Source organism: Biomaibacter sp. TOL (assembly GCF_059717795.1).
Genome location: NZ_AP046092.1, coordinates 1,372,478 through 1,385,621, shown reverse-complemented (window position 1 = coordinate 1,385,621; position 13,144 = coordinate 1,372,478). Strand labels below are relative to the sequence as shown.

Sequence of the window (13,144 nt, the reverse complement as noted above, 5' to 3'; positions counted from 1 at the left end):
GAAACAAAATATTTCAGTAAAAAGCTTACACTGCTGAGAAATGTATGTTTTCTTTTATCGTTGCCTAACAAGGGACAAAGGAAAATCAATGAATGCTAGATATGAGTAACTTGAATAATCGTAGTGGCTTATCATATGTTGACGATAATAAAAAAGAGCAAAAATATGAGCTACCTAAAAATCTTAAAAAATTTTTTGAAGCCATGCGGGAAAATGGCCAAAAATAAATCACCATTTTCCCTCTTCTTTATCCCTTTCTTTTCCGGTCGATCGTCTGCCCCTGTTGTAGTATACACAAGCAAAGTGCTTGGTCGATGCATTATCTACTTGAAGAAATATTGGAAATAATGTAGAATTTTTATCACAGAAGAAAAAAAATATATAAGTTTGGAGGGGAAGCTATTGGTCCCGGATTATAAATTTTTGTTTGAATCCATGTTGACACATTTGAAACAAGGTGTAATTGTGGTGGATGTAAATGCTGATGTCATATTTTATAGTGAGCCGGTGACCAACATTGCGGGAATAGATCCTGAAGAGGCCATAGGCAAAAATATACTGGATATATTTCCGGATCTGACCCAGGAAACCAGTACATTTTATCACGTATTGAAAAGCGGAAAGCCTTTGATAGATTATGTACAAACATACAAGAATTACCGGGGTGAACAGGTTACAACACTTACTTCCACAATACCGTTGATAAGGGATGGAGAAATAATTGGAGCAGTTGAGTTGTATCGGGACTTATCCGATATAAGTCAATTATCTCAAAGGATTGTCTCACTCCAGAAGGAACTGTCCCAGAAAGTTTCAGATCAGAAAGCGCGCATAGAAAATAAAGCTCAATACACGTTTAGCGATATTGTTGGCAACAGTGTTTCAATGAAAAATCTGATAGAAAAAGCTAAAAAAATTGCTGACAGTTCTTCGCCGGTATTGATTTACGGAGAGACGGGGACGGGGAAGGAACTGCTGGTCCATGCCATACACAATGCGAGCCATACGAGGCGCAACAAACCTTTCATTGCCCAGAACTGTGCAGCCCTCCCCAAGACCCTTCTGGAAGGAATTCTTTTTGGCACTACATCGGGAAGCTTTACTGGAGCCAAGGACAAACCGGGGCTCTTTGAACTGGCCAATGGAGGCACGCTTTATCTGGATGAGATAAATTCTATGGATACGGAACTTCAGGCAAAATTGCTGCGGGTTCTCCAGGACGGAGTCATTAGAAGGATCGGCGGGATAAAAACGGAAATTGTTGATGTCAGGGTGATAGCGTCTATTAATGAACATCCTTTGAAAGCCGTGGAGGACAGGCGCCTGAGGGAAGACTTATATTACAGATTGAATGTGATATCCCTGACCATACCTCCGCTCAGAGAAAGGAAAGAAGATATACCGCTTCTGGTTCAGCATTTTATCAGGTTTTACAACGAAAAATTAAATAAGAATATATTGGGCGTTTCCCGGGAAGTTATGGACTTCTTTTTAAATTATTCCTGGCCCGGGAATGTAAGGGAATTAAAATCCATTATTGAAAGCGCCATGAATTTCATGGAAGGCAATATTATAGAAGGCAAAGATCTGCCCAATAATGACAACTATTTTTTGACCGCGGACATACCGGACATGCACCGCATTACAAAAAATTATTCCGTCCCCGCATTAAATGATGCTCTGAGCAATTTTGAAAAAAATCTCATATTGAAGGCCGTGACGATCGCAAACGGCAATTTTGCCGAAGCGGCGAGAATCCTGAAGATACCGCGGCAGACCCTTCACAATAAAGTCAAGAAATACGGCATAAAAAAGCAATTTAAATTGGAATAAGTAAATATATACTAAGTGTTACCGTCTTCAAATTTTATATCCGACATATCGTAAGTGAACTCCACCAAGCCGGTGTTTATGAATATCGGGATGTTGCACCGCACGGCCAGCGCTATGGCGTCGCTGGGCCTTGCATCCAGAGCTATAATGCGGCCGTTTTGCCTCAAATGTATTTCGGCAAAATAAGTGTTATCCTTTATATCTGTAATAATGACTTTCTCCGGGATGCCGCCGAGCTTTTCAATGGCAGATTTCAGGAGGTCGGGGGTCAGGGGCCTGGGCGGCGTCATTCCCGAAAGGGGCATGGCTATAAGGTGGGCTTCTAGTTCTCCTATCACGATAGGCAGCACCTTTTTTTCTTCATTATCCACCAGCAGCACGGAAAAATTTCCGGCCGCATCCAGAGTGACGGCCTTTACCTTAAATTCAATCATTGTCGCACCTCCGGTCTATCAAATTGCGCACCACAAGAGAAATATTCACTTATCTTTATTGTACCCCTTATTCTAAAGCAGTTCAAGAAAAGATTTGAAAATGAATTGACAAAATAATTTTTTAATGATAGGCTTAATACAAACAGATATATGATAATAACATATATATGGAGGTGTTTAAAATGTGCAGTAAAGGAGATATACATTTTCATCACGGCCATGAATGCCAATGCCCGGGTTTCAAGATGGATCGTTTTATTCAACCCTGCATGCTTTTGCTTTTATATGAAAAACCGGCTCACGGTTATGAACTCATGGAGAAACTGAGCGATTTCGGATTTGGCGATGAAAGTCCCGACCCTGCCATGGTGTATAGAAACCTCAGGAAGATGGAGGAAGAAGGCTGGATTAAATCCCAATGGGAGACTGAAGGGGCAGGCCCGGCCAAAAGGCTTTATACCGTAACTCCGGAAGGGGAAGAGGCCATTCATGGATGGGCATTTCATGTAAAAAGGCAAATGAAAAGGTTAAATCTATTTCTTGAAAGATATGAAAAAAATTTTAATGATGAAGAGAGGTGAAAGTATGTGTTATGGTCCAAAAACAATACTTGAATGATTTAGAATTCGAAAAAAAGGAAGTGGAAGCAGTCAGAAAAGCCATGGAAGATGGAGCTTAATCCTCTTTTTTAAATATATTTTTATGAAGGAGGACAAAATGTTCACTATAGTGTTATATTCAGTTTCTATTATTTTTTTTGTAGTATCTTATATTTATGACAAGAAAAAAACCAAGATGGCTTTGAAGAAATCCTGGAATTCCTTTAAAAATATATTGCCGGCTTTTACCGGCGTCCTTGCCTTAATCGGGCTTGTGCTGACTGTCCTGTCGCCCGAAATAATATCCAAAATTGTCGGTGCCAGAACCGGTATAATCGGCATGATTATAACATCTGTTGTCGGTGCCATTACACTTATTCCCGGCTTTGTTGCCGTTCCCCTGGCGGCTTCCGTTTATCAAAAAGGCGCGGGCGTCATGCAGATCGCTGTATTCCTTTCCACATTGATGATGGTCGGTATTGTAACGGCACCGCTGGAGATGAAATATTTCGACAAAAAGGTAACGATATTAAGGAATTTATTCGCATACATTTTCTCTTTCATCGTAGCAATTATCATAGGGATGGTGGTATCATGAAAGCTTTAAAGCCTTACTTTTTATTTATACTGGTAATCGCAGCCGATATGATTATCTTGTTTAAAAATGCCAAACTTGGAGCTTTAATTTTCAGAAGCACATATATGAATTTTATACAGATGCTCGGTATAATACCACCCATATTTTTGCTGCTGGGTCTTTTTGATATATGGGTCCCAAAAGAAACCATAATCAGGTTTATGGGCCAAAAATCGGGGATAAAAGGCATACTGCTGAGCGTATTCCTGGGAGCCGCGGCGGCAGGCCCTCTGTATGGCGCATTTCCCGTAGCTGCGATTATGATGAAAAAAGGCGCCGCCTTTTCAAATATATTGATATTCCTTGGGGCATGGTCTACGCTTAAAATACCATATACTCTTTTTGAAGTAAGTTATTTAGGCACGACCTTTGCCGTCACCCGCTGGACCGTAGACCTTATAGGCATTATAGTCATGGCTTTTGCTATTGAAAGGCTGATTTCACCTGAAGAAAGGGCTAATATATACAAAAAGCATATGGAGGCAAGCATCTAAATAATAGGCATACACTCCATTGAACCTGGTTTTGCTGTACCAGCCCACATTGGGAGGATAATTTCATGCCAAAGTAAAAATTACCAGCTTGTCTTGAAAATCGCTCCCGTCCAATGTTAAAATATATTTGAATTTGTTGAAGAAGCATGAAGGAAGGGAGCGAATCGATGAACATTGCTCTGATTGCCCACGATGCCAAAAAAGAAAAGATGGTGGAATTTGCCATAGCATATAAAGAAGTATTGAAAGAGCATAAACTTTATGCTACAGGCACCACCGGTAAGTTAATCATGGAAGCTACCGGCCTTTCGGTAACGAGATGTCGGTCGGGCCCCATGGGTGGAGACCAGCAGATAGGGGGCATGGTGGCCGGCGATGTCATTGATCTGGTCATTTTTTTGAGGGACCCTCTGACCGCCCAGCCCCATGAGCCCGACATCAACGCGCTCTTAAGGGTTTGCGATGTGCATAATGTTCCTCTGGCTACAAACCTGGCAACGGCCGAAGTGATGATAAAAGGGTTGATGAGGGGGGACTTAGACTGGAGAAAAGTTATAAATCCTGAACTTGCTTGATTTTATGAAAATACTGGTAAAACATCTGTGAAATTTTAAAATTTTTTCCAAATTTGTTCCCGGAATAAAAGTTTTTTAAAAAAAGAAGGGAAGTACGGAATTGATTATCAGCGCCAGCCGGAGGACCGATATCCCCGCCTTTTATGCCGAATGGTTCATGAACATAATAAAGGAAGGATTTTTTTATAGAGTCAATCCTTTTAACCCAAAACAGGTTAAGACTGTCAGCCTGCGGGTGGAAGATGTGGATGCGATAGTTTTCTGGACGAAAGATCCCGGGCCAATGATGAAATACCTGAGCGACCTGAGCGGTAGAGGGTATAAGTATTATTTTCAGTATACTCTAAACGAATATCCGGCAATCTTTGAGCCGCGTATGAAACCTGTTGAAAAAAGGATTGAAACTTTTATCCGTTTGAGCCGAAAAATAGGCAAGTCCAGGGTGATCTGGAGATATGACCCCATTATTATAAGCAACTTTACACCTGTGGATTATCACATCGAAAGGTTTGGAAAGATTGCAAAAAGGTTATCGGGCTTTGTGGAAAGGGTCGTCATCAGTTTCGTGGATTTATACGGCAAGGTTAATCATAGATGGAAACAGCTTACCCGTTCCGGCACACTGAAAATAATGGATATTGCAGAACCGGAGCATGCAGGGAAAATGAATTTTCTGGTGTCGGAGCTGAAAAAAATAGCAGAAAAAGAGGGCATTGAAATTTGTACATGTGCCGAAAAAGCGGACTTATATCACCTCGGCGTAAAGCACGGGAGCTGCATAGATGTAGGTCTGATAAACAGGGTTTTCGGCCTGGATATCCATGCAAAGAAAGATAAAAACCAGAGAAAGGAATGCCTTTGCGCCGAATCGGTGGACATGGGCATGTACAACACCTGCCTCCATATGTGTACGTACTGTTACGCCAATTTAAACGAAAAAACCATTATTGAAAACGTCTCAAGACATGATGCAGCATCCCCCTTTCTAATAATGAGTCAGGGGACGGTTCTCTGACTCAAAAAGTGAGTCAGAGAACCGTCCCCTGACTCATTATTGTTTTGATATTGCCTTTTTAAATTTCATATGTTAAAATATTTTTAAGAGAACAATTGAACAATTATTCAAATGATAAATCAAATCATTTGGATTGATAATGGGAGGAGGAGAAATTTTGATATACAGATTGGAAGGCCTGGACTGCCCCCACTGCGCCGCAAGGCTGGAAAGAGAATTAAGAAAGCTTGAAGGGCTCTCGGATGTTAACGTCAATTTCCACACAAAAAGCGTGGCCCTGGACCCCCGGTATGAGGGAGAAGTCAGGGAAACGATGAGAACTGTGGATCCGCATATTGAACTCATTCCGGAAAGCTCTGAGGATAAAAATGCCCAATCTCAAACACTGACGGGCGAACAAAGAAAAAGCATCAAATTAATTTTTGCTTCGGCCGTGCTTTTTGTGCTCGGAATAACCGTCGATACCTTTTTTTCCGGAAAATTGGAATTTGTGGAATATGCCGTATTCCTTGCGGCGTACCTGGCTGCAGGCTGGAAGGTAATATATGCCGCTTTCCGCAATATGGTGCGGGGAGAAATTTTTGACGAGAATTTCTTGATGACCCTGGCGACGGTTGGGGCTATCGCCATCCATGAGTTCCCTGAGGCTGTGGGAGTTATGCTGTTTTACTCTATCGGCGAATATTTTCAGGCTGCGGCTGTCAATCGTTCCCGGCGCTCCATCGAAGCCCTCATGAATATACGGCCCGACTATGCCAATTTGAAAATTGGAGACAGGGTTCAAAAGGTGACGCCGCAGAGCGTGAAAATCGGAGATATAATTGTGATAAAACCCGGAGAGAAGGTGCCGCTGGACGGAAAAATAACATCGGGCACTTCTTTTGTGGATACTTCAGACCTGACGGGCGAATCGGTGCCCCGGAAGGTTAAACCCGGAGAATCGGTGCTATCGGGCATGGTAAATACCGAAGGCCTGCTGGAAGTGGTGGTGGAAAAAACCTTTGGGGAATCTTCGGTATCAAAGATATTAAATCTGGTGCAGAATGCCGCTTCAAGGAAGGCGCGAACCGAGCAGTTCATTACGAAGTTTGCCCGGTATTATACGCCGGCCGTGGTTATTTCAGCGGCGGCCATCGCCGTAATACCGCCTCTTTTTATGCCCGGCGCATCGTTTTCCGATTGGCTTCACAGGGCTCTGACCATGCTTGTGATATCATGCCCCTGCGCCCTGGTGATATCAATACCTCTTGGATACTTCGGAGGCATAGGCGGAGCTTCCCGCCGGGGAATTCTGGTAAAAGGGGCCAATTTCCTTGAAGCTCTGACTCTTGTCGACACTGTAGTGTTCGATAAGACCGGCACCCTCACAAAAGGCGTGTTCAAGGTGATGGATATCAAGGCTGAAAACGGCTATTCGGAACAGGAAGTGTTGAGGCTTGCGGCTATGGCGGAAGCCCACTCCAGTCATCCCGTCGCAAAATCCATAAGGGAAGCTTATGCTGGAAAATTTAAAACCGGCAATGCAACTTCCAACATTTCGCATGAAAACGATTATAAATATGATTCAAGCCTTATCGAAACAGCAGTTGCTTCAGGAATGAAAGATTGCAGGGAAATACCCGGCCAGGGAGTAATGGCTAATGTGGAAGGCAAGACCATCCTGGCAGGAAATGAAAAACTCATGGAAAAGCAGGGCATTATCCCGGATAAGCCGCAAACTTCAGGCACACTGGTGCATGTGGCTGTAGACGGCATTTATGCCGGATATATTATCATATCTGATGAGATTAAATCCGATGCAAAGGAAGCGATAAGACAATTGAAGGCCCTGGGGATAAAGCATGCGGCTATGTTGACCGGGGATGAAGAAAAAACGGCAAAAAAGGTGGCATGCGAAATTGGAATTGATGAATATTATGCAAATCTTTTGCCGGAGGACAAAGTGATGAAACTGGAACAAATCCAGGCAGGTGAGAACGGCCGATCCCGCCGGGTAGCTTTCGTGGGCGACGGCATTAATGACGCTCCTGTCATTACCAGAGCCGATATAGGAATCGCAATGGGCAGCCTGGGGTCCGATGCGGCCATAGAAGCCGCCGATGTGGTCATCATGGAGGACGCGCCGTCAAAGGTGGCCGAAGCCGTGAACATTGCCCGCTTTACCAGAAAAATAATTTATCAAAACATCATTCTTGCCCTGGGAGTAAAGGGCATATTTCTGGCAATGGGAGCCTTCGGCGTCGCCACCATGTGGGAAGCGGTTTTTGCCGATGTGGGGGTCGCGCTGCTGGCGGTTCTAAATTCCGCAAGGACCCTGACTGTCCCCGATTTGCTATAAGCCTAGGACATCCGCGATATCGGTCATTGCTTTCAGCGAAAGCTCCGCAAACTCCGCGAAGGGGATCCCCAGTTTTTCTATGGAACGCATGGCATCCCGGTCGGCCCCGGCCGCAAAACGCAGTTCGTTCATTCTCTTGGTGATGGATTTTACTTTCACGCTGGAGAGTTTCTTATCGGGATATACCAGGGCTATGGCGGTGATGAACCCTGTGATGGGGTCAGCTGCATACAGAGCCTGGTCAAAACTGTTTTTTATCTCGGTACCGTTTGCCTGATTGTGAGCCTTTATGGCATGATACATTTCCTCGTTGCCGAAGTTCAAGTTCCGCAGTATCTCCACGGCCTTCGGACCGTGCTGCTCCGGATTTGTCCTGTAGTCCACCATGTCAGCATCTAAATCATGCAGCAGCCCCGCAATGCCCCATTCATCTTCTTTATCCGGAGAAAGCTTTCGGGCGAGAGCCCTCATCACCGCCTCCACCGCAAAACTGTGTTTCACAAGATGATCGGTATGTAAATATTCGTTCAAAATCTCTATTGCCTTCTGCCTGTCCATTTTTATCCTCCTGTTCAAGAGTATTTTCGTAACTATTCAGCATCATTTGCTGATGCAGTGGTTTTTCGCTCGCTCCAAGCCCGCTCGACAGCACCCGGTGCTGGACAAGCCACGCGCCGGAAACCACCTGCATCATCTTCGAGCAGCTGCTGAATAGTCGCTATTTTTCATATTATAGCATAATTTTACAGGGATGTCATATATTTGATATGAATATGGCGGGAAGGTGATTTCAAAAAAAGAGAGGCCCCGAATGAGAGACCTCTCTTTTTTAGTCAGATTTTTATGGACTGCGGTAATGAAGTAGTCAGCTCGTATAACCGAATCCCTGTCCCATGGGCTGATACATGTTCATCATGGTGTTGGTGGTATTCTGCTGCATGGTGGGCACCTGATAATATCCTCGGCTGTTCATATACTGCCACACGTCATAGGCCTGATCGGCGCAATTTATGGCCCCCTGGATGAGCATCCGCCGAAGCTCGGGATTTGCGCACTCGAGAGATGCCATCATGCGCTTGGAAGCTCCAGTCTTGTGGATACTCATGAGGGCCGATGCCACATCCCGATCGTCCACCTGTTTGGAAGAAGGATTGGGCGTCGTTGGGGACGGGCTTCTTAAACCATAGTTAGGAGAGAAATTGGTATTTGCCCTGTAGGGGACAGCCTCCTGAAATCCCGCCTGGCTTGCAGCCGACGCCATGTTGTTGTACTCGTTGGTCATGAAATCCAGCTGCTTGTTTACAATGCTCTTCAGTTGAGGATCTTTGCAGTGTTCGCTGTAGAGCTGGACGGTGTTGATACCGGTGACGGTATCGGATAATACTTCATGTAATTCCATAACTTCGTGGGCTCCTAAATTTGCCGCCATAGAACAACCTCCTGAAAAAAATTTTTTTATACAACATATAATATCCCACAATATGACGAAGGTTATTCCGGAAAGTTGCGATAAAAAAGTTGATATTGCCTTAATTCTAGAAATAATTAAGGCATGTTAAAATAATGAACAAAATGTTTAATAATTGAACATTCAACAATATTAAAAATCCCGTCGATACTGTTTTCTCATGCTGGCACAAATATTGCTATTTTAATTTTTACAAATATTACGTAAAACTCATGGAGGTGAAACCATGCGTGAAGTTTTCATCGTCAGTGCGGTCAGGACCGCCTGCGGCAAATTCGGCGGAAGCCTCTCCAAAAAGACACCTGTGGAACTTGGAAGTGCGGTGATCGCCGAAGCCGTAAAAAGGGCGGGCATTGACGGGGAAAAAGTGGAAGAAGTAGTATGGGGAAACGCCTGGCAGGCGGGGGTTGGTCCCAATCTGGGAAGACTGGTGGCAGTAAAAAGCGGACTTCCAGTGACTACATCGGCTTTTACTGTAAACAAGAGGTGCGCTTCGGGTTTAAAATCCATCGCGCTGGCGGCCCAGGCCATAAGAGCAAATGATGCCGAAGTGATGATTGCAGGGGGAACCGAGATGGCAAGCCGCGCACCCTACCTTCTTTCCGAAGCCCGGTGGGGATACAGGCTCGGTTCCGGGGAACTTCAGGATCATTTGCATCAGGACGGTTTCATGTGCCCCCTGGCGGGCATGATGATGGGGGCAACTGCGGAGGTTTTGGTGGAAGAATACGGCATAACCCGCAAAGAGCAGGATGAGTATTCCTTTATGAGCCATAAGAGAGCAGTGACCGCTATGGATGCGGGCAAGTTCAGGGACGAGATTTTACCCATAGATATAAGCGATAAAAAACATCCCAACGCCTTTTTCGACACAGAAGAAATTCCAAGACGAGATATTTCCATGGAAGGTCTGGCAAAACTTCCGCCGGTGTTCAAAGAAAAAGGCACTATAACTGCTGGTTCCAGTTCCGCCCTGTGTGACGGGGCCGCAGCAGTGGTGCTTATGAGCGGGGAAAAGGTCAGAGAACTGGGCATAAAGCCTCTGGCAAAGATACTGGCCCACGGCCAGAGGGGAGTAGACCCAACCCATATGGGTATAGGTCCCGTAGAGGCGGTTCCTAAAGCTTTACAAAAAGCCGGCATGACTCTCAAGGATATAGACCTTATAGAACTAAATGAAGCCTTTGCCGGTCAGGTGCTGGCGGTGGTGCGGGCTCTGAACCTGGACCTGGAAAAGACAAACATTTACGGAGGAGCCATATCTCTGGGGCATCCTATTGGGGCCACCGGTGCAAAACTATTGACCACTCTGGTAAACGCCCTTCGGCAGGAAGACAAACACATAGGCATGGTTACTCTCTGTGTTGGCGGCGGCCAGGGGGAGGCAATGATAATAGAAAGAATGAGCTAAGATAAGTTAGGCTCAACTTCGCTCCGCAGATTTTCGATGTTCGAAAAGTGAACATTTCTATAGAACAACAAATGATGTTTAATAGCTCCAAAATCTTAATCAAAAAGATTGAAAAAAGGAGGGTAAATATGGAATTTAAAAAAATAATGGTCCTGGGTGCTGGTACAATGGGGCACGGCATCGCCCAGGCCTGTGCACAGCAGGGATTCGAGGCGGTACTCATTGATGTGGAGCAATCTCTTGTGGATAAGGCTATTGCCAGGATAAAAACCGGCCTTGATAAAAGGGTCGAAAAGGGCAAGATGACCGCTGAAGAAGCGGATGCCATCATGTCCAGGATTTCAGGCGGAACGGAAATAGAAGCATATGAAGGGGTGGATTTTGTCATTGAAGCGGTGGTGGAAGATGTAGAAGTTAAAAAACAGGTCTTTGAACGGCTTGACAGGCATTTTGGTTCCGAAGTTATCCTTTCTACCAACACCACCGCCTGTTCCATCAGTGAAATTGCTAGTTCTACCAGAGAAAAAGGCAGGGTTGTAGGTATGCATTTCTTTAATCCGCCAGTAATCATGAAACTGGTGGAAATAATCCCGGGCCTTGATACGGCTCCGGAGACGGTGGAGAAGACCCGTGCCCTGGCGGAGATGCTGGGGAAAACGCCCATAGTGACAAAAATAGAATCACCTGCCGGAATTGTGAGCAGGGTACTGGCAGCTCTTTTAAATGAGGCGGTCAATGTCTATTCAGAAGGAGTGGCCGGTCCTACGGAAATCGACACCGCAATGAAACTGGGGGCCAACCTTCCCATGGGACCACTGGAACTTATAGACATGATAGGCGTGGATATACATCTTGCCAAGACCGAAACCCTCTACAGGGAATTCGGAGACCCTCGCTACCGCCCACCCTATATCCTGAAAAAAATGGTGAGGGCCGGACACCTGGGGCGCAAGACCGGGCGGGGTTTCTATAAATATTAAAAAATAAATAAACAAAATTTTATAAAATTTGAAAAATGTGCAGGAGGGATATTTATGAATTTTGATTTAACTGAGGAACAGCAAATGATAAAGAACATGGTGGCGGAATTTGCAGAAAAGGAGATTGCTCCTTTTGCTGCGGAAAACGACCTTGAGGAAAAATTTCCGTGGGATATAGTGAAAAAGATGGGGGAACTGGGCATATTCGGCACCGTAATACCCGAGGAATACGGCGGAGGAGGCTTTGACAACATAGCGCATGCCATAGTGGCCGAAGAATTGGGGAAAGTGGATTCCTCGGTGAGAGGCATCTACTCGGTGCAGGTATCGCTGGTGGCCCTTACCATATTGAAATGGGGCAACGAGGAACAGAAGAAAAAATATGTGCCCCGCTTGGCTTCCGGCGAAATCCTTGGATGTTTCGGCCTTACGGAGCCCAATTCCGGTAGTGATGCGGTGAGCATGCAGGCCACGGCGGTGGAAGATGGCGACTCCTACATTTTAAACGGCAACAAAATGTGGATTACCAACGGAGGAGTGGCGGACATTGCCCTGATCTTCGCCAAGACCGACAAAAACGCCGGCGCCAGGGGCATCACGGCATTTATTGTGGACACAAAGACTCCGGGGTTTTCCACCAGGGACATCCATCAAAAGCTGGGTCTGAGGTCATCAAATACAGCCGAACTGATTATGACCGATGTTAGGGTTCCCAAAGAAAATGTCCTGGGAGAAGTAGGCAAGGGATTCAAGGTGGCCATGAGCGCCCTGGACTTTGGCCGCTATACCGTGGCTGCGGGATGTGTGGGTCTGGCCCAGGGGTGCTATGACGTAGCCAAAAAGTACGCCCTGGAGAGGGTCCAGTTTGGAAAGCCCATAGCCGGTCATCAGCTCATTCAGGAGATGTTCGCCGACATGATAGTGGATATTGAAGCCGGCCGTCTTCTGGTATACCGGGTAGGGCATCTTAAAAATAAAGGAGTCCCCAATACCAGGGAAGTTTGTGTGGCGAAACTCTTCTGCAGTGAGATGGTAAACCGTGTAGCCTACAAGGCGCTGCAGGTCTTTGGCGGGTATGGATTTTCCGGGGAATTCCCCATTGAAAGATACTACAGAGATGCCCGCATAAATACCCTTTATGAAGGAACAAGCCAGATTCAGAAGCTCATTATAGCCAACAAGGACCTGGGGATATCCGCCTTTTAGGTGTCAGGCACTCACTTATTCTCACTTATTCACTTATGTAATTTTCCGAAAATTATTTCGGTCAGGCCTTGAACAGGTCGGCAGCCACCCTAAAGAGATTGCCTCAGGCTCCATCGCTCGTCAAGTAAGATTAAAGAGGAAAGTTTCCTACTTG

13 protein-coding genes are annotated in these 13,144 nt (G+C 45.4%); 10 read left to right on the top strand and 3 right to left on the bottom strand.

Features of this window, described 5'->3' with window-relative positions; genetic code table 11:
• Positions 1–402: 402 nt before the first annotated feature.
• On the top strand, positions 403–1,833 hold the full coding sequence (locus tag AC6I1H_RS06920; RefSeq protein ID WP_497740223.1) for a sigma-54 interaction domain-containing protein: 1,431 nt from the start codon (positions 403–405) through the stop codon (positions 1,831–1,833).
• 11 nt (positions 1,834–1,844) lie between these two features.
• Here AC6I1H_RS06920 and AC6I1H_RS06915 read toward each other — a convergent pair whose 3' ends face one another.
• A complete protein-coding gene (locus AC6I1H_RS06915; RefSeq protein WP_497740222.1) occupies positions 1,845–2,267 on the bottom strand; it encodes a bifunctional nuclease family protein in 423 nt (140 codons plus the stop codon).
• Positions 2,268–2,449: 182 nt separating this feature from the next.
• Here AC6I1H_RS06915 and AC6I1H_RS06910 point away from each other — a divergent pair, with 182 nt between their 5' ends.
• From AC6I1H_RS06910 to AC6I1H_RS06885, 6 genes are all read left to right on the top strand, one after another.
• A complete protein-coding gene (locus AC6I1H_RS06910) occupies positions 2,450–2,848 on the top strand; it encodes a PadR family transcriptional regulator (RefSeq protein WP_497740221.1) in 399 nt (132 codons plus the stop codon).
• A gap of 136 nt (positions 2,849–2,984) precedes the next feature.
• Positions 2,985–3,464 carry a permease gene (locus tag AC6I1H_RS06905; RefSeq protein WP_497740219.1) on the top strand — a complete coding sequence of 160 codons (480 nt, stop codon included), beginning with the start codon at positions 2,985–2,987 and terminating at the stop codon, positions 3,462–3,464.
• A complete protein-coding gene (locus AC6I1H_RS06900) occupies positions 3,461–3,997 on the top strand; it encodes a permease (RefSeq protein ID WP_497740218.1) in 537 nt (178 codons plus the stop codon). Before AC6I1H_RS06905 ends, AC6I1H_RS06900 begins: the two co-directional genes overlap by 4 nt.
• A 167-nt stretch (positions 3,998–4,164) precedes the next feature.
• Positions 4,165–4,572 (top strand): methylglyoxal synthase, encoded by a 408-nt coding sequence (mgsA, locus tag AC6I1H_RS06895; protein ID WP_497740217.1) that lies wholly within the window; start codon positions 4,165–4,167, stop codon positions 4,570–4,572.
• 100 nt (positions 4,573–4,672) lie between these two features.
• A complete protein-coding gene (locus AC6I1H_RS06890; protein ID WP_497740216.1) occupies positions 4,673–5,587 on the top strand; it encodes a DUF1848 domain-containing protein in 915 nt (304 codons plus the stop codon).
• Between the two features lie 157 nt (positions 5,588–5,744).
• Complete coding sequence (locus AC6I1H_RS06885; protein WP_497740215.1) at positions 5,745–7,925, top strand: heavy metal translocating P-type ATPase; 2,181 nt, start codon at positions 5,745–5,747, stop codon at positions 7,923–7,925.
• Here the strand turns inward: AC6I1H_RS06885 and AC6I1H_RS06880 are convergent.
• Positions 7,920–8,483 carry an HD domain-containing protein gene (locus AC6I1H_RS06880; protein WP_497740214.1) on the bottom strand — a complete coding sequence of 188 codons (564 nt, stop codon included), beginning with the start codon at positions 8,481–8,483 and terminating at the stop codon, positions 7,920–7,922. The genes AC6I1H_RS06885 and AC6I1H_RS06880 overlap by 6 nt on opposite strands.
• Positions 8,484–8,790: 307 nt before the next feature.
• On the bottom strand, positions 8,791–9,354 hold the full coding sequence (locus tag AC6I1H_RS06875) for a spore coat protein (RefSeq protein WP_497740213.1): 564 nt from the start codon (positions 9,352–9,354) through the stop codon (positions 8,791–8,793).
• 265 nt (positions 9,355–9,619) lie between these two features.
• Between AC6I1H_RS06875 and AC6I1H_RS06870 the strand changes: the two genes are divergently transcribed.
• The 3 genes from AC6I1H_RS06870 (at position 9,620) to AC6I1H_RS06860 (ending at position 12,990) form a co-directional block, all read left to right on the top strand.
• A complete protein-coding gene (locus tag AC6I1H_RS06870) occupies positions 9,620–10,804 on the top strand; it encodes a thiolase family protein (protein WP_497740212.1) in 1,185 nt (394 codons plus the stop codon).
• Positions 10,805–10,932: 128 nt separating this feature from the next.
• Positions 10,933–11,784, top strand: a complete 852-nt coding sequence (locus AC6I1H_RS06865) for a 3-hydroxyacyl-CoA dehydrogenase family protein (protein WP_497740211.1) — start codon at positions 10,933–10,935, stop codon at positions 11,782–11,784.
• 54 nt (positions 11,785–11,838) lie between these two features.
• Positions 11,839–12,990 (top strand): acyl-CoA dehydrogenase family protein, encoded by a 1,152-nt coding sequence (locus AC6I1H_RS06860; protein ID WP_497740210.1) that lies wholly within the window; start codon positions 11,839–11,841, stop codon positions 12,988–12,990.
• The last annotated feature ends 154 nt before the right edge of the window (positions 12,991–13,144 follow it).